This window comes from Streptococcus sp. k-402 (genome assembly GCF_013277515.1).
Classification (GTDB): Bacteria; Bacillota; Bacilli; order Lactobacillales; family Streptococcaceae; genus Streptococcus.
This window is the reverse complement of sequence record NZ_VMNB01000017.1, coordinates 1-20,070: the sequence shown is the minus strand read 5'-3', so window position 1 is coordinate 20,070 and position 20,070 is coordinate 1. Positions and strand designations below refer to the sequence as shown.

The 20,070-nt window shown below is 40.7% G+C and carries 24 protein-coding genes; 23 read left to right on the top strand and 1 reads right to left on the bottom strand.

The annotated features are described in order from the left end of the window. The first annotated feature begins 2 nt into the window (after positions 1-2). The 5 genes from HT724_RS09555 to pcp all read left to right on the top strand — a co-directional run bounded on the left by HT724_RS09555 (position 3) and on the right by pcp (position 3,867). The gene (locus HT724_RS09555) at positions 3-626 is read left to right on the top strand and encodes an HAD family hydrolase (protein WP_173276814.1); all 624 of its coding nucleotides are present in this window, start codon (positions 3-5) and stop codon (positions 624-626) included. A 162-nt stretch (positions 627-788) separates the two neighbouring features. Next, positions 789-1,991, top strand: a complete 1,203-nt coding sequence (locus HT724_RS09550) for a LysM domain-containing protein (RefSeq protein WP_173276815.1) — start codon at positions 789-791, stop codon at positions 1,989-1,991. Between the two features lie 320 nt (positions 1,992-2,311). Next, positions 2,312-2,737 (top strand): MarR family winged helix-turn-helix transcriptional regulator, encoded by a 426-nt coding sequence (locus tag HT724_RS09545; RefSeq protein WP_173276816.1) that lies wholly within the window; start codon positions 2,312-2,314, stop codon positions 2,735-2,737. Between the two features lie 10 nt (positions 2,738-2,747). Continuing rightward, the gene (locus HT724_RS09540) at positions 2,748-3,110 is read left to right on the top strand and encodes a DUF1304 domain-containing protein (protein ID WP_120719009.1); all 363 of its coding nucleotides are present in this window, start codon (positions 2,748-2,750) and stop codon (positions 3,108-3,110) included. Positions 3,111-3,222: 112 nt separating this feature from the next. Beyond that, entirely contained in the window at positions 3,223-3,867 is a 645-nt protein-coding gene (gene pcp / locus HT724_RS09535; protein ID WP_173276817.1) for a pyroglutamyl-peptidase I, read from the top strand. Positions 3,868-3,892: 25 nt separating this feature from the next. On the opposite strand, the gene HT724_RS09530 is transcribed toward pcp, so the two are convergent. Beyond that, positions 3,893-4,750, bottom strand: a complete 858-nt coding sequence (locus tag HT724_RS09530) for a DUF975 family protein (protein ID WP_173276818.1) — start codon at positions 4,748-4,750, stop codon at positions 3,893-3,895. A 116-nt stretch (positions 4,751-4,866) separates the two neighbouring features. Between HT724_RS09530 and tgt the strand changes: the two genes are divergently transcribed. The 18 genes from tgt (at position 4,867) to jag (ending at position 19,948) form a co-directional block, all read left to right on the top strand. Next, the gene (gene tgt, locus HT724_RS09525) at positions 4,867-6,009 is read left to right on the top strand and encodes a tRNA guanosine(34) transglycosylase Tgt (RefSeq protein ID WP_173276819.1); all 1,143 of its coding nucleotides are present in this window, start codon (positions 4,867-4,869) and stop codon (positions 6,007-6,009) included. A 100-nt stretch (positions 6,010-6,109) separates the two neighbouring features. Continuing rightward, on the top strand, positions 6,110-7,927 hold the full coding sequence (locus HT724_RS09520; RefSeq protein WP_173276820.1) for an acyltransferase family protein: 1,818 nt from the start codon (positions 6,110-6,112) through the stop codon (positions 7,925-7,927). Positions 7,928-8,078: 151 nt separating this feature from the next. Further along, positions 8,079-9,230 (top strand): N-acetylglucosamine-6-phosphate deacetylase, encoded by a 1,152-nt coding sequence (nagA, locus tag HT724_RS09515; protein WP_001134549.1) that lies wholly within the window; start codon positions 8,079-8,081, stop codon positions 9,228-9,230. Positions 9,231-9,393: 163 nt separating this feature from the next. Next, positions 9,394-10,452, top strand: coding sequence for a zinc-dependent alcohol dehydrogenase family protein (locus HT724_RS09510; RefSeq protein ID WP_173276821.1), 1,059 nt, complete (start codon positions 9,394-9,396; stop codon positions 10,450-10,452). Positions 10,453-10,601: 149 nt separating this feature from the next. Continuing rightward, entirely contained in the window at positions 10,602-10,967 is a 366-nt protein-coding gene (locus HT724_RS09505; RefSeq protein ID WP_000286405.1) for a DUF1033 family protein, read from the top strand. 76 nt (positions 10,968-11,043) lie between these two features. Next, positions 11,044-11,985, top strand: coding sequence for a competence type IV pilus ATPase ComGA (gene comGA / locus HT724_RS09500; RefSeq protein ID WP_173276822.1), 942 nt, complete (start codon positions 11,044-11,046; stop codon positions 11,983-11,985). After that, positions 11,933-12,949: a competence type IV pilus assembly protein ComGB gene (comGB, locus tag HT724_RS09495; RefSeq protein WP_173276831.1), complete on the top strand. Its 1,017-nt coding sequence runs from the start codon at positions 11,933-11,935 to the stop codon at positions 12,947-12,949. Before comGA ends, comGB begins: the two co-directional genes overlap by 53 nt. A gap of 1 nt (position 12,950) precedes the next feature. Continuing rightward, the gene (comGC, locus tag HT724_RS09490) at positions 12,951-13,274 is read left to right on the top strand and encodes a comG operon protein ComGC (protein WP_173276823.1); all 324 of its coding nucleotides are present in this window, start codon (positions 12,951-12,953) and stop codon (positions 13,272-13,274) included. Beyond that, positions 13,237-13,671 carry a competence type IV pilus minor pilin ComGD gene (gene comGD / locus HT724_RS09485; protein WP_173276824.1) on the top strand — a complete coding sequence of 145 codons (435 nt, stop codon included), beginning with the start codon at positions 13,237-13,239 and terminating at the stop codon, positions 13,669-13,671. The genes comGC and comGD overlap by 38 nt, the downstream gene beginning before the upstream one ends. After that, the gene (comGE, locus tag HT724_RS09480) at positions 13,634-13,936 is read left to right on the top strand and encodes a competence type IV pilus minor pilin ComGE (RefSeq protein WP_071478895.1); all 303 of its coding nucleotides are present in this window, start codon (positions 13,634-13,636) and stop codon (positions 13,934-13,936) included. Before comGD ends, comGE begins: the two co-directional genes overlap by 38 nt. Further along, complete coding sequence (gene comGF / locus HT724_RS09475; RefSeq protein ID WP_173276825.1) at positions 13,899-14,360, top strand: competence type IV pilus minor pilin ComGF; 462 nt, start codon at positions 13,899-13,901, stop codon at positions 14,358-14,360. The genes comGE and comGF overlap by 38 nt, the downstream gene beginning before the upstream one ends. After that, positions 14,338-14,751 (top strand): competence type IV pilus minor pilin ComGG, encoded by a 414-nt coding sequence (gene comGG, locus HT724_RS09470; RefSeq protein ID WP_173276826.1) that lies wholly within the window; start codon positions 14,338-14,340, stop codon positions 14,749-14,751. Before comGF ends, comGG begins: the two co-directional genes overlap by 23 nt. Positions 14,752-14,783: 32 nt before the next feature. Further along, positions 14,784-15,371, top strand: coding sequence for a class I SAM-dependent methyltransferase (locus tag HT724_RS09465; RefSeq protein ID WP_173276827.1), 588 nt, complete (start codon positions 14,784-14,786; stop codon positions 15,369-15,371). A 60-nt stretch (positions 15,372-15,431) separates the two neighbouring features. Further along, positions 15,432-16,385: a class I SAM-dependent methyltransferase gene (locus HT724_RS09460; RefSeq protein ID WP_173276828.1), complete on the top strand. Its 954-nt coding sequence runs from the start codon at positions 15,432-15,434 to the stop codon at positions 16,383-16,385. 49 nt (positions 16,386-16,434) lie between these two features. Then, complete coding sequence (locus HT724_RS09455; protein ID WP_173276829.1) at positions 16,435-17,625, top strand: acetate kinase; 1,191 nt, start codon at positions 16,435-16,437, stop codon at positions 17,623-17,625. A 148-nt stretch (positions 17,626-17,773) separates the two neighbouring features. Then, positions 17,774-18,145 carry a ribonuclease P protein component gene (gene rnpA / locus HT724_RS09450; protein WP_000739245.1) on the top strand — a complete coding sequence of 124 codons (372 nt, stop codon included), beginning with the start codon at positions 17,774-17,776 and terminating at the stop codon, positions 18,143-18,145. Further along, complete coding sequence (locus HT724_RS09445; RefSeq protein WP_345890314.1) at positions 18,120-18,944, top strand: membrane protein insertase YidC; 825 nt, start codon at positions 18,120-18,122, stop codon at positions 18,942-18,944. Before rnpA ends, HT724_RS09445 begins: the two co-directional genes overlap by 26 nt. A gap of 17 nt (positions 18,945-18,961) precedes the next feature. Next, positions 18,962-19,948 carry an RNA-binding cell elongation regulator Jag/EloR gene (gene jag / locus HT724_RS09440; RefSeq protein ID WP_023939879.1) on the top strand — a complete coding sequence of 329 codons (987 nt, stop codon included), beginning with the start codon at positions 18,962-18,964 and terminating at the stop codon, positions 19,946-19,948. Positions 19,949-20,070: the final 122 nt, after the last annotated feature.

The window sequence follows — 20,070 nt, the reverse complement described above, 5'->3', positions numbered from 1 at the left end:
AAATGCAAAAAACAGCTTTTATTTGGGATTTAGACGGGACTTTATTGGACTCTTACGAAGCGATTTTGTCAGGGATTGAGGAGACTTTTGCTCAGTTTGCTATTCCTTATGATAAGGAGAAAGTGAGAGAGTTTATCCTTAAGTATTCGGTGCAGGATTTGCTTGTGCAGGTAGCAGAAGAGCGAAAGCTAGATGCGGAAGTGCTAAATCAGGTGCGTACCCAGAGTTTGGCTGAAAAGAATACCCAGGTAGTCTTAATGCCAGGTGCGCGTGAAGTGTTGGCTTGGGCAGACCAAGTAGGGATTCGGAACTTTGTTTACACTCATAAGGGGGGTAATGCTTTTGCCATTCTAAGAGACTTGGGATTGGAATCCTATTTTACAGAGATTCTAACCAGTCAGAGTGGCTTTGCGCGGAAGCCAAGTCCAGAAGCGGCTATATATTTGCTAGACAAGTATCAGCTGAATCCTGAGAAGACCTATTACATAGGGGATCGGACTCTGGATGTGGAATTCGCCCAGAATAGTGGGATTCAAAGTATTAATTTTTTAGAGTCGACTTATGAAGGCAATCATAGAATTCAAGAGTTAGCAGATATTTCCCGTATTTTTGAGGCTGAGCGATAAAAAGATTGTGTCAGTTTTGTGACAGAGACCTAACAAACTATTTCAAGTAACCGAGTTTGTTACAAGGAATAGACAGTTCTGTTAAATAGGCCCGAGAGGGCTTTTTTTCTGCATTTTTTGTGTTATGATAGACAGGTACTCATTTGAAAGGAATTTGAAAGAATGAAGAAAAGAATATTATTAGCCTCAACAGTAGCCTTGTCATTTGCCCCAGTATTGGCAACTCAAGCAGAAGAACTTCTTTGGACTGCACGTAGTGTTGAGCAAATTCAAGATGATTTGACTAAAACGGACAACAAAACTAGTTATACCGTTCAATATGGTGATACCTTGAGCACTATTGCAGAAGCCTTGGGTGTAGATGTCACAGTTCTTGCGAATTTGAATAAAATCACGAATATGGACTTGATTTTCCCAGAAACTGTTTTGACAACGACTGTCAATGAAGCAGAAGAAGTAACGGAAGTTGAAATCCAAACTCCTCAAGCAGATTCTAGTGAGGAAGTGACAACTGCGACAGCAGATTTGACAACTAATCAAGTAACCGTTGATGATCAAACTGTTCAAGTTGCAGATCTTTCTCAACCGATTGCAGAAACTCCAAAAGCGGTAGAAACTACAAGTACAAAAGAAGTAGCAACAAGTTCAGAAGTTACAGAGACAGTGACTGCTTCAGAAGAAGTCGTGCTATCTACAGGAACTTCTGTTTCAGAGGAGCAAACAGCCGAAACAAGCAATGCAGTTGCAGAAGCAGCTCCTCAGGCAACGACTCCAGCTGAGAAGCAGGAAATACAAACAGGCCCTCAAGCTGAATCAGCAGTGGAAGAAACTACAACGCCAGCAGAAGAAACAGCAATCGAAATAACTGCAACAAGTGCAGAAGAAGCAAAAGAAGCATCATCAAATGAAGCTACACCAACAGTTTCTACTTATCAATCGGAAGATACGAAAATAATTTCAACAACTTACACAGCTCCAGCTGCGCCCGATTATGCTGGACTTGCAGTAGCGAAATCTGAAAATGCAGGCCTTCAACCACAAACGGCTGCCTTTAAAGAAGAAATTGCCAACTTGTTTGGCATCACATCCTTTAGTGGTTACCGTCCAGGAGACAGTGGAGATCACGGAAAAGGTTTGGCTATTGACTTTATGGTACCAGAAAGCTCAGAACTAGGGGATAAGATTGCGGAATACGCTATTCAAAACATGGCTAGCCGTGGAATTCGTTACATCATTTGGAAACAACGTTTCTATGCCCCATTCGATAGCAAATATGGGCCGGCTAATACTTGGAACCCAATGCCAGACCGTGGTAGCGTGACAGAAAACCACTATGACCACGTTCACGTTTCAATGAATGGATAAACCAGACTTTGTAATATTATTTTGACGAATGAGATCTAGCTTTCGTGATAGAGAGAGATTCTCGTTCGTTTTTTTCTTTGCCATACTCTTCGAAAATCTTTTCAAACCACGTCAGTTTTATCTGCGACCTCAAAGCTGTGCTGTGAGCAACCTGTGACTGGCCCCCTAGTTTGCTCTTTGATTTTCATTGAGTATCAATATGAATGGAAAATGGGAAGATTCTGTCTTGTAATGATTCAAGCAACATTCTTGCAATTTATTTTACTTTGCATCATACTTGATTAGTCAATTATTGATAAATCAACAGAAAAGAGGAAGAAATGATAGAGATTCAAGATCTGCTGTATCAACTCCGCTTGTCTGAGCAAGCGAGTACGCAATTGTTTGAAAAAAGGCTTGGAATTAGTTTGACACGGTATCAGATTTTACTGTTTTTACTGGAGAATTCTCCCTGTAATCAAATGGCAGTTCAGGAGCGTTTGAAGATTGATCAGGCTGCTTTGACCCGACATTTCAAGATTTTGGAAAAGGAGGGTTTGGTGGAGCGTCATCGCAATCATGAAAATCAGCGGGAAGTGTTGGTAGAAGCTACGAAGTATGCCAAGGAGCAGTTAGTGATGAATCCACCTCTGCAGCATATCAAGGTTAAGGAAGCAATGGAAAGTATCTTAACAGAGTCTGAGAGAACAGAGTTCAACCGTTTATTAAATAAATTGGTTTTGGGTATTGAAAATATAGAAATTTAAGGAGAAATAGATGTCAATTATGACAATCATTTTAGCAACGATCGTTGCTTTGGAGCATTTTTACATTTTTTATTTGGAAAGTATTGCAACGCAATCAGATGCAACTAGTCGTGTCTTTAACATGGACAAGGAAGAACTGGCTCGTCCGTCAGTAAGTTCATTGTTTAAAAATCAAGGGATTTATAATGCTCTGCTAGGAGTCTTTCTCTTGTATGGGATTTATTTCTCACAGAATTTAGAAATTGTGACTATTTTTGTTTTATTTGTGATTGGGGCGGCGGCTTATGGCTCTTTAACAGCAGATAAGAAAATTATTTTGAAGCAAGGTGGACCAGCTATTTTGGCCTTGATTAGTATTTTACTCTTTAAATAAATTTGAAAGGCGGTACTAGTCTCGCTAGTCCTTTTCACTCCAGAATAAGGGAAATATGTTATACTTGTTTTTAAGAAAAAAGTCTCATTGAATTAGTTTTGAGGAGTTAGAAATGAAAGTATTAGTGACAGGTTTTGAGCCCTTCGGAGGGGAAAAGGTCAATCCAGCTTTGGAGGCCGTTAAAGGTTTACCAGCTGAAATCCATGGTGCTGAGGTCCGTTGGTTAGAAGTGCCAACAGTCTTTCACAAATCGGCCCAAGTATTGGAAGAAGAAATGAGTCGTTATCAACCTGACTTTGTCCTTTGTATCGGCCAAGCAGGTGGAAGAACCAGCTTGACACCTGAACGAGTGGCCATTAATCAAGACGATGCACGCATTTCTGATAATGAAGGAAATCAACCGATTGACCTTCCTATTCGTCCAGATGGTGCTCCTGCCTACTTTAGTAGTTTGCCGATTAAAGCGATGGTTCAAGCTATAAAAAAAGAGGGCTTGCCGGCCTCTGTTTCCAATACTGCAGGGACTTTTGTCTGCAATCATTTGATGTATCAGGCTCTCTATTTGGTAGAAAAGAAATTTCCACATATTAAGGCAGGTTTTATGCATATTCCTTATATGATGGAACAGGTGGTGAATCGACCGACTACCCCAGCTATGAGTTTAGTGGATATTAGGCGAGGGATAGAAGCAGCAATCGGCGCCATGATAGAACATGGAGATCAAGACCTCAAGTTGGTAGGTGGAGAAACTCATTGATAGAAAAAAGCTTGAGGGGTTACCTTCAAGCTTTTGGACGTTTTCGAGTCAGTACTGCTCGGTAAAAAATCATTTTATTGATTTGAATGTAGGGGAGGAGTGAGAAACTAGCAATCCCAAAGGTAATCCAATTGAGGAAATACCAAGGAAGGAGTTGTAAGTCTAGGACAAAGCGTTGAAATTTGTAGCCTTTCATCAGGAAACGGCTGGTTTTAAGGATTTGTCCTGGTTTGGCTTGTCCTAAGTCTAGGGTGTCACAGAGGAGAAATTCTACCTGCGAATAGGCATAGTATTGTGGAATATAGAGACTATTTCCGACAATCATCAAGAGGATACTTGCTAGAAAGTAGAGACCAAATGTCATGAGGAAACGCTCGGTTTCAATTGACGTGAGGTCCAGATTGGGAAACTCAGGGTGAAGGGCAACGAATTTCTTGGCTAAAAAGCTACTGTAAAAGAGAAAGTAAATCCCGAGTAAGCTAGGAATGCTCCATAAAAAGAGATAGAAATGTTTGAGAAGGAGGGTCAAAAAGGTTTGTGAAAAGTGCTCTTCGTCAAATAGAGCCAGACTATTTTTGACGGATAGTTCTGTATCTGGATTCTTGATGAGTTTCAGAGTTGTATAAACTGAACTGGTTAGAAGTATTGTTCCGATAAAGGAGACTAATAGAGGAAAAAGGTAGGCTTGGAATACATGGCCAAGAACGCTTAAAAAGGTTTGTTCTAAAACACTCTCGTTGATGCGCTCTAAGGGATTGAGGAAGCCAGACAAGATGACCAGTATACTAGGTAAGAGATAGACGAGAAAGAGGCGGGGATTTTCAGCCTGAAATTGTCTAGATTGCAGATGAACGGTTTTTAAATCAATTTTTGGGTATTTCATTCTCTCATTATACCATAGTTCGTGACAGTTCCTACTTTTTTTGATAAAATCATACAGTATGCCCTTGGGCACAAAGTATGAACTGGGACTGTCTTTCCCAGCTTCGGAGGTAAAAAATGTCAGATTCACCAATCAAATATCGTTTGATTAAGAAAGAAAAACACACGGGAGCTCGTCTGGGAGAAATCATCACACCCCACGGTACCTTCCCAACACCTATGTTTATGCCAGTTGGGACACAAGCCACTGTCAAAACTCAGTCGCCTGAAGAATTGAAGGAGATGGGTTCGGGAATTATCCTATCAAACACTTATCATCTCTGGCTTCGCCCTGGGGATGAACTCATTGCTCGCGCAGGTGGTCTCCACAAGTTCATGAATTGGGACCAGCCTATCTTGACAGATAGTGGTGGTTTTCAGGTTTATTCCTTAGCAGATAGCCGTAATATCACAGAAGAAGGAGTAACCTTTAAAAACCATCTCAATGGTTCTAAGATGTTCCTATCGCCAGAAAAAGCCATCTCTATTCAGAATAATCTGGGCTCAGACATCATGATGTCCTTTGACGAATGTCCTCAGTTTTATCAACCATACGACTACGTTAAGAAATCAATCGAGCGTACCAGCCGTTGGGCTGAGCGTGGTTTGAAGGCTCACCGTCGTCCACATGACCAAGGTTTGTTTGGGATTGTGCAGGGGGCTGGATTTGAAGACCTGCGTCGCCAATCGGCTCATGACCTTGTCAGTATGGATTTCCCAGGTTACTCTATCGGTGGTTTGGCAGTAGGAGAAACCCACGAAGAGATGAATGCGGTCTTGGACTTCACAACCCAACTGCTGCCTGAAAATAAACCTCGTTATCTGATGGGAGTGGGAGCGCCAGATAGCTTGATTGATGGGGTGATTCGTGGGGTGGATATGTTTGACTGTGTCTTGCCGACTCGAATCGCTCGTAATGGGACTTGTATGACCAGTCAAGGTCGTTTGATTGTCAAAAATGCTCAGTTTGCTGAGGACTTTACGCCACTGGATCCTGAGTGTGATTGCTACACATGTAAGAACTATACACGCGCTTATCTTCGTCACCTCCTCAAGGCTGATGAAACCTTTGGTATCCGCTTGACTAGCTACCACAATCTTTACTTCTTGCTTAACCTGATGAAGCAAGTGCGACAAGCCATCATGGATGACAATCTCTTGGAATTCCGTGAGTATTTTGTTGAAAAATATGGCTATAATAAGTCAGGGCGTAATTTCTAAAACGGAATAGATATAAGCTAAAAATCCTAAGTTTTCTCTTGGGATTTTTCTTCTTTTTTTGATAGAATAAAGTGTACAATGAAAGGAAGAATAAACTCGTATGCGCATTAAATGGTTTTCCTTGATTAGGATTACAGGTTTACTATTGGTACTCTTGTATCATTTCTTTCAGACAATCTTTCCTGGAGGATTTTTCGGGGTAGATGTCTTTTTCACATTTTCAGGTTTCCTGATTACGGCTCTACTCATCGAAGAATTTTCTAAAAATCATGAAATTGACTTGATTGGATTTTTTAGGAGACGCTTTTATCGGATTGTGCCACCTGTGATTTTGATGGTCTTGGTAACCATGCCCTTTACCTTTCTAGTTCGACAAGATTATGTGGCTGGAATTGGGGGTCAGATTGCGGGTGTTTTAGGCTTTATGACTAACTTCTATGAACTTCTAACAGGTGGGAGTTATGAATCTCAGTTCATTCCTCATTTGTTTGTTCATAATTGGAGCTTGGCCGTTGAGGTTCACTACTATATTCTTTGGGGATTGGCAGTTTGGTTCTTATCCAAACAGTCCAAATCAAATGGTCAGTTGAGGGGAATGGTTTTTCTCTTATCAGCTGCTGCCTTCTTGATCAGCTTCTTCTCCATGTTTATTGGTAGTTTTCTAGTAACCTCTTATTCCTCTGTTTACTTCTCCAGTTTAACTCATGTCTATCCATTCTTTTTGGGAAGTATCCTAGCAACGATTGTAGGTGTTCGTCAGACGACTTCCATCGTCAAGCAGTTGGATAAAATCTGGGATTTACGAAAGACCCTGTTGATTTTTGCAGTAGGTTTTGGATTCTTACTCATTTTGACCTTCTTTGTCAAATTTACCTATCTCTTTGCCTATCTTATGGGCTTCTTGCTTGCCAGCCTTGCAGCCCTTGCTATGATTCTGGCGGCGCGTGTCTTACATGAAAAGACTCCTAACGTACAGGAGCCAAAGATGATCAGCTTTTTAGCAGATACTAGCTATGCAGTTTATCTTTTCCATTGGCCTTTCTATATCATTTTTTCACAATTGACATCAAATCTTCTTGCTGTGTTACTGACTTTGATTTTTTCTTATGGATTCGCCAGTCTTTCATTTTATGTATTGGAGCCGTGGATTGCAGGCAAGAACACACCTACTTTACAAACTCTTCGTCCCCTGCCTTATATTCACGCAATTCTTGCGACAAGTACAGGAATCTTGGCCTTCATTGTCCTCTTAGTGACTTTGTTGGCACCACAAGTGGGAGCGTTTGAGACAGACTTAACTGTCAATGGTTTGAAGCAAGCTGCTAGTAATATTGCCCAAACAAAAGTGATGGCAGAACGAGCAGAAGCTGATAGTTTGGGGATTGCTGATGGTACTATGTTAATTGGTGATTCAGTGGCTTTAAGGGCAAATACAGCCCTGCAGACAGCTCTTCCTGGAGCACAAATTAACGCGCAGGTCAGCAGAACAACCAAGACTGCCAATGAAATCATGCTAAATAATAGCCAGAATAAATTTTTACCTAAGATGGTGGTCATTGCGACTGGGGTAAATAATCCTGAAAATTACAAGGAAGACTGGGATAGTATCGTAAAAAATCTTCCTAAGGGCCACCATATGGTTTTGGTGACTCCTTATGAGGGGGATAAGACAAAAGAGACCTATGCAATCGTTGAGAAGGAGGCTGCCTATATGAGAGAATTGGCAGAGAAGACTCCTTACATCACGATAGCAGATTGGAATCAAGCTGCTAAGGAACATCCAGAAATCTGGGCAGGTACAGACCAAGTCCATTTCGGAAGTGACACTAGCACTATTGAAGCAGGAGCTAAATTGTATGCAGATACCATTGCTGCAGCCTTGCAAACAGCTCAAGATAAACCGGTCAAATCAAAATAACTTGTATTAAAAAGAGAAGAGTTGGAGAAATCCAGCTCTTTCAAAATATCTCTAGAAAATAGGTCTATACCATTTACAAATGAATCAGAAAGGTTTATAATGTAATTGACATAATAAATATCAAAAGTAATCTTTTAAGGAGGTCATTATTATGCCTAATTACGTTAAAGCGGATCAGTTTTTCTATCCATTTGGCATTCGTCGCGGTGGGTACTTAGAACTTGTTGATGGCAAATTTGGGAAACATGTGGATCAAATTCCTGAAGGAGCAGAGGTTCTTGACTATACTGGTTATAGCATTGCACCAGGTCTTGTGGATACTCATATTCATGGATATGCAGGTGTAGATGTGATGGACAACAACATTGAAGGTACATTGCATACTATGAGTGAAGGACTTCTTAGTACCGGTGTTACCAGTTTCTTGCCCACAACTTTAACAGCCACTTATGAGCAATTGCTTGCAGTCACTGAAAATCTTGGAAACCATTATAAAGAAGCAACAGGTGCTAAGATTCGTGGGATTTATTATGAAGGTCCATATTTCACAGAAACTTTTAAGGGGGCACAAAATCCAACTTATATGAGAGACCCGGGTGTTGAGGAGTTTCATTCTTGGCAGGATGCTGCAAAAGGGATGCTAAATAAGATCGCTATTGCACCAGAACGTGATGGGGTGGAAGATTTTGTACGTACTATTACAGGTGAAGGTGTGACAGTTGCACTTGGACACTCAGATGCGACATTTGAACAAGCTAAGAAGGCAGTTGATGCTGGAGCTAGTGTATGGGTACATGCCTATAATGGGATGCGTGGTTTAACACACCGCGAACTCGGTATGGTAGGAGCTATGTATGAGCTCCCACATACTTACGCAGAATTGATTTGTGATGGTTATCACGTAGATCCAAAAGCTTGTGAGATTTTACTTAAGCAAAAGGGGACAGAAAACATCGCTCTTATTACGGACTGTATGACAGCTGGTGGGCTTGAAGACGGTGACTATATGTTGGGAGAATTCCCTGTTGTAGTAGCAAATGGAACTGCACGTCTCAAATCTACTGGTAATTTGGCAGGTTCTATCCTCAAACTTAAAGATGGTATGAGAAATGTAGTCGAGTGGGGTATTGCAAATCCACACGAAGCGGTCATGATGGCCAGCCTCAACCCAGCAAAATCCGTTCACATCGATGATGTCTGTGGTCAAATCCGTGAAGGCTACGATGCTGACTTTATCGTACTAGATAAAGATTTGGAATTGGTAGCAACCTACCTAGACGGTGTGAAACGTTATCAAGCATAAGAGAGAAGGCAGAAGTTAGAGACTAGCTTCTGCTTTTTTATCTATATTACTTTACCGGTAAATGAAAAAGTTAAAAATATCACAAAAAATCTTGAACAAGCAAATGAAAAGGTTTACAATTATATTATAAATAGTACAAATAAAAAAAACGGAGGAGTGCTTTATGAAAGCCTATACTTATGTTAAACCAGGACTTGCTTCTTTTGTTGATGTAGACAAACCAGTTATTCGTAAGCCAACAGACGCTATTGTGCGTATCGTAAAAACCACTATTTGTGGAACAGACCTCCATATTATCAAAGGGGATGTTCCTGCTTGCCAAAGTGGTACCATTCTTGGTCACGAAGGGATTGGGATTGTTGAAGAAGTTGGGGAAGGAGTTTCTAACTTCAAAAAAGGCGACAAGGTCTTGATTTCTTGTGTCTGTGCCTGTGGTAAATGCTACTACTGTAAAAAAGGAATTTATGCCCACTGTGAAGACGAAGGGGGCTGGATTTTCGGTCACTTGATTGACGGTATGCAGGCTGAGTATCTACGTGTCCCTCATGCAGATAACACTCTTTACCACACTCCAGAAGCCTTGTCAGATGAAGCCTTGGTTATGCTATCAGACATTCTGCCTACTGGATATGAAATTGGTGTCTTAAAAGGGAAAGTAGAACCTGGTTGTAGCGTTGCGATTATTGGTTCAGGACCTGTTGGATTAGCTGCTCTCTTGACAGCTCAATTCTACTCACCAGCTAAATTGATTATGGTGGACTTAGACGATAACCGCTTGGAAACTGCCCTATCATTTGGTGCGACTCACAAGATTAATTCTTCAGACCCTGAAAAAGCCATTAAAGAAATTTATGATTTGACAGATGGTCGTGGTGTGGATGTTGCTATCGAAGCTGTTGGTATTCCTGCAACATTTGATTTCTGTCAAAAGATTATCGGTGTAGACGGAACAGTTGCCAACTGTGGTGTACATGGTAAACCAGTCGAATTCGATTTGGACAAACTTTGGATTCGCAACATCAATGTAACAACTGGTTTGGTATCTACAAATACAACTCCACAATTGTTGAAAGCACTTGAAAGTCATAAGATTGAACCAGAAAAATTGGTAACTCACTATTTCAAACTCAGTGAAATTGAAAAAGCCTATGAAGTCTTCAGTAAAGCAGCAGACCACCATGCAATTAAGGTCATCATCGAAAACGATATTTCAGAAGCTTAAGTAGTAAAAACATTTTGGAACATAAGCAAATAGAAATTCAGTCATCATAAGATGGCTGGATTTTTTATCAAAAAATTAAGAAATGAGCATATTTCTTTCCTTGTCTAGCGGAATTAGTTATAATATACGGTACAAAGGAATGAATGAATATGTATCGTGTTATAGAAATGTACGGAGATTTTGAACCTTGGTGGTTCTTAGAAGGTTGGGAAGAAGATATTGTAGCAAGTAAGAAATTTGACCAGTATTATGATGCTCTCAAATACTATAAAACTTGCTGGTTTAGATTGGAACAAGAATCCCCTCTTTATAAAAGCAGAAGTGACTTGATGACCATTTTTTGGGACCCGGAAGACCAACGCTGGTGTGATGAATGTGACGAGTATTTACAACAATACCATTCTTTGGCTCTTTTACAGGATGAGCAGGTTATTCCAGATGAAAAATTACGTCCAGGCTATGAAAAACAAACAGGTAAGGAAAGGCACCGTTCTTGCCGTATGAAATTAAAATAGAGAAAAAGTAACTTTTTTGGAGTTGCTTTTTTTATTTTTCCAAATCTTTGCGAATAGTATAGGTGAGGAGGTAAGTATGGTTCAAGAAATTGCACAAGAAATCATTCGTTCAGCTCGGAAAAAAGGAGCGCAAGACATTTATTTTGTTCCTAAGTTAGACGCTTATGAGCTTCATATGAGAATAGGAGACGAGCGCTGTACAATCGGTTGTTATGATTTTGAAAAATTTGCGGCCGTCATCAGTCATTTCAAGTTTGTGGCAGGTATGAATGTGGGAGAAAAGCGACGTAGTCAACTTGGTTCGTGTGATTATGCCTATGACCAGAAGATGGCATCTCTACGCTTGTCTACTGTAGGCGATTATCGAGGGCATGAGAGTTTAGTTATTCGCTTGTTGCATGATGAGGAGCAGGATTTGCATTTTTGGTTTCAGGATATTGGAGAATTGGGTAAGCAGTACAGGCAACGGGGACTTTATCTTTTTGCTGGTCCAGTCGGAAGTGGCAAGACAACCCTGATGCACGAATTGGCCAAGTCCCTTTTTAAGGGACAACAAGTCATGTCCATTGAAGATCCAGTTGAGATCAAGCAGGACGACATGCTCCAGTTGCAGTTGAATGAGGCAATCGGACTAACCTATGAAAATCTGATCAAACTTTCCCTACGTCATCGTCCTGATCTCTTGATTATCGGAGAAATTCGGGACAGCGAGACGGCGCGTGCAGTAGTTAGAGCTAGTTTGACAGGGGCGACAGTCTTTTCAACCATTCACGCCAAGAGTATTCGAGGTGTTTACGAACGCCTGCTGGAGTTGGGTGTGAGTGAGGAGGAATTAGCAGTCGTTCTGCAGGGAGTCTGCTACCAGAGATTAGTCGGGGGAGGAGGAATCGTTGATTTTGCAAACAAAGATTATCAAGAACACCAGCCAACTAGCTGGAATAAACAGATTGACCAACTTCTTAAAGATGGACATATCACAAGTCTTCAGGCTGAAACGGAAAAAATTAGCTACAGCTAAGCAAAAAAATATCATCACCCTGTTTAACAATCTCTTTTCCAGCGGTTTTCATCTGGTGGAGACCATCTCCTTTTTAGATAGGAGTGCCTTGTTGGATAAGCAGTGTGTGACCCAGATGCGCACGGGCTTGTCTCAGGGGAAATCATTCTCAGAAATGATGGAAAGTTTGGGATTTTCAAGTGCCATTGTCACTCAGTTATCCCTAGCGGAAGTCCATGGAAATCTCCACCTGAGTTTGGGAAAGATAGAAGAGTATCTGGACAATCTAGCCAAGGTCAAGAAAAAATTAATTGAAGTAGCGACCTATCCCTTGATTTTGCTGGGTTTTCTTCTCTTAATCATGCTGGGACTACGGAACTATCTACTACCACAACTGGATAGTAGTAATATTGCCACCCAAATTATTGGCAATCTGCCACAAATCTTTCTAGGAATGGTAGGGTTTGTTTCCGTACTTGCCCTTTTAGCACTCACTTTCTATAAAAGAAGTTCTAAGATGCGTGTCTTTTCTATCCTAGCACGCCTTCCCTTTCTTGGAATCTTTGTGCAGACCTATTTGACAGCCTATTATGCGCGTGAATGGGGCAATATGATTTCGCAGGGAATGGAGCTGACGCAGATTTTTCAAATGATGCAGGAACAAGGTTCCCAGCTCTTTAAAGAAATCGGTCAAGATTTAGCTCAAGCCCTACAAAATGGTCGCGAATTTTCTCAAACCATAGCAACCTATCCTTTCTTTAAAAAGGAGTTGAGTCTCATTATCGAGTATGGGGAAGTCAAGTCCAAGCTGGGTAGTGAGTTGGAAATCTATGCTGAAAAAACTTGGGAAGCCTTTTTTACCCGAGTCAATCGCACCATGAATCTGGTGCAGCCACTGGTCTTTATCTTTGTGGCTCTGATTATCGTTTTACTTTATGCGGCAATGCTCATGCCCATGTATCAAAATATGGAGGTAAATTTTTAACATGAAAAAAATGATGACATTCTTGAAAAAAGCTAAGGTTAAAGCTTTCACTCTGGTAGAAATGTTAGTGGTCCTTTTAATCATTAGTGTGCTTCTCTTGCTCTTTGTACCTAATTTGACCAAGCAAAAAGAGGCGGTCAATGACAAAGGGAAAGCTGCTGTTGTTAAGGTGGTGGAAAGCCAGGCAGAGCTTTATAGCTTAGAAAAAAATGAAGATGCTAGCCTAAGTAAGTTACAAGCAGATGGGCGTATTACAGAAGAGCAAGCTACAGCTTATAAAGAATATCATGCAAAACAAAATAAGACTCAAACGGTCGCGGATTAAGGCCTTTACCATGCTGGAAAGCCTCTTGGTTTTGGGTCTTGTGAGTATCGTAGCCTTGGGCTTATCCGGCTCTGTCCAGTCCACTTTTGCGGCGGTAGAGGAGCAGATTTTCTTTATGGAGTTTGAAGAACTCTATAGGGAAACCCAAAAACGCAGTGTAGCCAGTCAGCAAAAGACTAGTCTGAACTTAGATGGGCAGACGATTAGCAATGGCGGTCAAAAGTTGACAGTTCCTAAAGGAATTCAAGCACCATCAGGCCAAAGTATTACATTTGACCGATCTGGGGGCAATTCGTCCCTGGCTAAGGTTGAATTTCAGACAAGTAAAGGAGCGATTCGCTATCAATTATATCTAGGAAATGGAAAAATTAAACGCATTAAGGAAACAAAAAATTAGGGCAGTAATTTTACTGGAAGCAGTAGTTGCTCTAGCTATCTTTGCCAGCATAGCAACCCTCCTTTTGGGACAAATTCAGAAAAATAGGCAAGAAGAAGCAAAAATCTTGCAGAAAGAAGAAGTTGTGCGTGTCGCTAAGATGGCACTGCAGACAGGTCAAAATCAGGTAAACATAAACGGAGTGGAGATTCAGGTGTTTTCTAGTGAAAAGGGATTGGAGGTTTATCATGGTTCAGAACAGTTGTTGGCAATCAAAGAGCCATAAGGTCAAGGCTTTTACCTTGTTGGAATCCCTGATTGCCCTCATTGTCATCAGTGGAAGTTTACTCCTCTTTCAAGCCATGAGTCAGCTCCTCATTTCAGAAGTTCGCTACCAGCAACAAAGCGAGCAAAAGGAGTGGCTCTTGTTTGTTGACCAGTTGGAGGCAGAATTAGATCGTTCACAGTTTGAAAAAGTGGAGGGCAACCGCCTCTATATGAAGCAGGATGGCAAGGAAATTGCGATAGGTAAGTCAAAATCAGATGATTTTCGGAAAACCGATGCCAGTGGACGGGGTTATCAGCCTATGGTTTATGGACTCAAATCTGCGCAAATTACAGAGGAAAATCAGCTAATCCGTTTCCGTTTTCAATTCCAAAAAGGACTAGAAAGAGAGTTCATCTATCGTGTGGAAAAAGAAAAAAGTTAAGGCAGGTGTTCTCCTCTATGCAGTCACCATGGCAGCCATCTTTAGTCTTTTGTTACAATTTTACTTGAACCGACAAGTCGCCCACCATCAAGACTATGCTTTAAATAAAGAAAAACTGATTGCTTTTGCTATGGCTAAACGAACCAAGGATAAAGCCGAGCAAGAAAGTGGGGAACAGGTTTTTAATCTAGGTCAGGTAACCTATCAAAACAAGAAAACTGGCTTAGTGACGAGGGTTCGTACGCCTAAGAGCCAATATGAATTCATATTTCCTTCCGTTAAAATCAAAGAAGAGAAAAGAGATAAAAAGGAAGAGGTAGCGACTGATCCAAGCGAAAAAGTGGAGAAGAAAAAATCAGAAAAGAAGCCTGAAAAGAAAGAGAATTCATAGTCAATTCAACTAGTTTGTGTTAAACTAAAGATATGAAACATGATTTTAATCACAAAGCAGAAACTTTTGATTCCCCTAAAAATATCTTCCTCGCAAACTTGGTTTGTCAAGCAGTCGAGAAACAGATTGATCTTCTATCAGACAAAGAAATTTTGGATTTCGGTGGAGGGACGGGTCTGTTAACCTTGCCCCTAGCCAAGCAGGCCAAGTCTGTAACATTGGTGGATATTTCGGAGAAAATGCTGGAGCAAGCTCGTTTGAAAGCGGAGCAGCAAGACATCAAGAATATCCATTTTTTGGAGCAAGATTTACTGGAAAAACCCTTGAGGCAAGAGTTTGATCTTATTGTTGTTTGTCGGGTTCTTCATCATATGCTTGATTTGGATGCGGCTCTCTCACTGTTTCATCAACATCTGAGAGAAAACGGACAACTTTTACTTGCTGATTTTACCAAGACAGAAGCTAACCATCATGGATTTGAATTGGTTGAACTGGAAAACAAGCTAGCCCAGTTTGGTTTTTCATCTGTGCATAGTCAGATCCTCTATAGCGCTGAAGACCTGTTTCAAGGAAATTACTCTGAACTCTTTTTAACAGCAGCCCAAAAATCACTCGCCTAGTCAGGGAGTGATTTTTCTATAAGGATGGAAAAAAGAAGGGAAATTTGATAAGATAGGAATATGGATTTTGAAAAAATTGAACAAGCTTATACCTATTTACTAGAGAATGTCCAAGTCATCCAAAGTGATTTGGCGACCAACTTTTATGACGCCCTAGTGGAGCAAAACAGCATCTATTTGGATGGTGAGACTGAGCTAAATCAGGTCAAAGAGAACAATCAGGCCCTTAAACGCTTAGCACTTCGCAAAGAAGAATGGCTCAAGACCTACCAGTTTCTCTTGATGAAGGCTGGGCAGACAGAGCCCCTACAGGCCAATCACCAGTTTACACCAGATGCTATTGCCTTACTTTTGATGTTTATTGTGGAAGAGTTGTTTAAAGAGGAGGAAATTACTATCCTCGAAATGGGTTCTGGCATGGGAATTTTGGGTGCTACTTTCTTGACCTCGCTTGATAAAAAGGTGGATTACTTGGGAATGGAAGTGGATGATTTGCTGATTGATTTGGCAGCTAGCATGGCAGATGTAATTGGTTTGCAGGCTGGTTTTGTCCAAGGAGATGCCGTTCGTCCACAAATGCTCAAAGAAAGCGATGTGGTCATCAGCGACTTGCCTGTCGGCTATTATCCTGATGATGCCGTTGCGTCGCGCCATCAAGTTGCCTCTAGTCAAGAACATACTTACGCCCATCACTTGCTCATGGAACAAGGACTTAAGTACCTCAAGTCAGATGGATATGCTATTTTTCTAGCTCCGAGTGATTTGTTGACCAGTCCTCAAAGTGATTTGTTGAAAGGCTGGTTGAAAGAGGAGGCAAGTCTGGTTGCCATGATCAGTCTGCCTGAAAATCTCTTTGCTAATGCTAAACAATCCAAGACTATTTTTATCCTACAGAAGAAAAATGAAATAGCAGTAGAGCCTTTTATTTATCCACTTGCTAGCTTGCAAGATGCAAGTGTTTTAATGAAATTTAAAGAAAATTTTCAAAAATGGACTCAAGGTACTGAAATATAAAATAGATTTTGTTATAATAGTTGAAAACGCTTAAAAGAGGTAATTGATAATGACAAAAACAATCGCAATCAATGCAGGAAGTTCAAGTTTGAAATGGCAATTATACTTAATGCCAGAAGAAAAAGTATTGGCGAAAGGCTTGATTGAACGTATCGGTTTGAAAGATTCAATTTCAACTGTAAAATTTGATGGTCGTTCTGAACAACAAATTTTGGATATCGAAAATCATACACAAGCTGTTAAAATTTTATTGGATGATTTGATTCGTTTCGATATTATCAAGGCTTATGATGAGATTACAGGTGTTGGACACCGTGTTGTTGCCGGTGGAGAATATTTCAAAGAATCAACAGTCGTTGAGGGAGATGTTTTAGAAAAAGTTGAAGAGTTGAGCTTGTTGGCTCCTCTCCACAATCCAGCCAATGCAGCAGGTGTTCGTGCCTTCAAGGAATTGTTGCCAGACATTACCAGTGTAGTTGTTTTTGATACTTCCTTCCACACAACTATGCCAGAGAAAGCTTATCGCTACCCTCTACCAACAAAATATTACACAGAAAACAAGGTTCGTAAATATGGTGCCCACGGTACAAGCCATCAGTTTGTAGCAGGAGAAGCAGCAAAACTCTTGGGTCGTCCATTAGAAGACTTGAAATTGATTACTTGCCATATCGGTAATGGAGCTTCTATTACAGCAGTTAAGGGCGGTCAATCTGTCGATACTTCAATGGGCTTCACTCCACTTGGTGGTGTGATGATGGGTACTCGTACAGGAGATATTGACCCAGCTATTATTCCTTATTTAATGCAATATACAGAGGACTTTAACACGCCTGAAGACATTAGTCGCGTCCTTAATCGTGAATCAGGGCTTATGGGTGTCTCAGGTAAATCTAGTGATATGCGTGATGTGATTGCTGCGAAAGAAGCAGGAGATCATGATGCTACCTTGGCCTATGAAATCTATATTGATCGTATCCAAAAACATATCGGTCAATACCTCGCAGTCCTAAACGGAGCAGATGCTATTATCTTTACAGCGGGTGTAGGAGAAAATGCAACCGATGTACGTGAAGATGTTATCTCAGGTATCTCTTGGTTTGGCTGTGATGTTGACCCAGAAAAGAACGTCTTTGGTGTGACAGGAGACATCTCAACAGATGCAGCGAAGATCCGTGTATTGGTTATTCCAACAGATGAAGAATTGGTCATTGCCCGTGATGTTGAACGCTTGAAAAAATAAGTAAAACTAGAAAAAATATTTAGGACAAGGAGTTGGGAAAGAGATTTTCCGGCTCCTTTTTCTGATGAAATTGTCCAAAACCTTGCTATGATTGGCTTTTTTGAAAAATATGGTATAATAGTAGTAATTTAATAGATGGAGTTGAGTTTTGAAGAAAAACTTTCGTGTAAAAAGAGAGAAAGATTTTAAGGCGATTTTCAAGGAGGGGACAAGTTTTGCCAATCGCAAATTTGTTGTCTACCAATTAGAAAACCAGAAAAACCATTTTCGAGTAGGTCTATCAGTTAGCAAGAAACTGGGGAATGCCGTCACTAGAAATCAAATCAAGCGACGGATTCGGCATATTATCCAGAATGCAAAAGGGAGTCTGGTAGAAGATGTCGACTTTGTTGTCATTGCTCGAAAAGGGGTTGAAACCTTGGGATACGCAGAGATGGAGAAAAATCTACTCCACGTATTAAAATTATCAAAGATTTACCAGGAAGGAAATGGGAGTGAAAAAGAAACTACAGTTGACTAGTTTGCTAGGACTGTCTCTATTGATCATGACAGCCTGTGCGACTAATGGGGCAACTAGTGATATTACAGCCGATTCGGCTGATTTTTGGAGTAAATTTGTTTACTTCTTTGCGGAAATTATTCGCTTTTTATCATTTGATATCAGTATCGGAGTAGGGATTATTCTCTTTACGGTCTTAATTCGTACAGTGCTTTTGCCAGTCTTTCAAGTGCAAATGGTGGCTTCCAGAAAAATGCAGGAAGCTCAACCACGCATTAAGGCGCTTCGAGAACAATATCCGGGTCGAGATATGGAAAGCAGAACCAAGCTAGAGCAGGAAATGCGTAAAGTCTTTAAAGAAATGGGTGTCAGACAGTCAGATTCTCTTTGGCCAATTTTGATTCAGATGCCGGTTATTTTGGCCTTGTTCCAAGCCCTATCAAGAGTTGACTTTTTAAAGACAGGTCATTTCTTATGGATTAACCTTGGTGGTGTGGATACAACCCTTGTTCTTCCGATTTTAGCGGCAGTATTTACCTTTTTAAGTACTTGGTTGTCCAACAAAGCCTTGTCTGAGCGTAATGGCGCTACGACGGTGATGATGTACGGTATTCCGGTCTTGATTTTTATCTTTGCAGTTTATGCGCCAGGTGGAGTCGCCCTATACTGGACAGTGTCCAATGCTTATCAAGTCTTGCAAACCTATTTCTTGAACAATCCATTCAAGATTATCGCAGAGCGCGAGGCGGTAGTTCAGGCACAGAAAGATTTGGAAAATAGAAAAAGAAAAGCCAAGAAAAAGGCTCAGAAAACGAAATAATAAGGAGGAATCTGGTAATGGTAGTATTTACAGGTTCAACTGTTGAAGAAGCAATCCAGAAAGGATTGAAAGAATTAGATATTCCAAGGAAGAAGGCACATATTAAAGTCATTTCTCGTGAGAAAAAAGGCTTTCTTGGCTTATTTGGTAAAAAACCAGCCCAAGTGGATATTGAAGCGATTAGTGAAACGACTGTTGTCAAAGCAAACCAACAGGCAGTAAAAGGTGTTCCGAAAAAAATCAATGATTTGAATGAGCCTGTTAAAACAGTCAGTGAAGCAACTGTTGATTTGGGTCATGTTGTAGAGGCGATTAAAAAGATTGAAGAGGAAGGTCAAGGTATTTCTGATGAAGTCAAGGCTGAAATCTTAAAACATGAAAGACATGCCAGCACTATCTTAGAAGAAACTGGTCACATTGAGATTTTAAATGAACTTCAAATCGAGGAAGCGATGAGGGAAGAAGCGGGCGCTGATGACCTTGAAACTGAGCAAGACCAAACTGAAAATCAAGACTTGACAGAGATGGGCTTGAAAGTTGAACCGAGCTTTGATATTGCCCAGGTGGCTACGGATGTGACTGCCTATGTTCAAGCGATTGTGGATGACATGGATGTTGAAGCCACACTTTCAAATGACTATAACCGTCGTAGTATCAATCTACAAATTGATACCAATGAACCAGGTCGTATTATCGGTTACCATGGTAAAGTCTTGAAGGCCTTGCAACTGTTGGCTCAAAATTATCTTTATAACCGCTATTCAAGAACCTTCTACATTACTATTAATGTCAATGATTATGTTGAACACCGTGCAGAAGTCTTGCAGACCTATGCGCAAAAATTGGCGACTCGTGTTTTAGAAGAAGGACGCAGTCATCAAACAGATCCAATGTCGAATAGTGAACGCAAGATTATCCACCGTATTATTTCACGTATGGATGGCGTGACGAGTTACTCTGAAGGTGATGAGCCCAATCGCTATGTCGTTGTAGATACAGAATAAGTAAAATCAGGGTTCTCCTGATTTTTTGCGGCTCTTTGTCAACTGTAGTGGGTTGATGAAAAGCTAAGTTCGAGAAAGGACAAATTTCGTCCTTTCTTTTTTGATATTCAGAGCGATGAAAA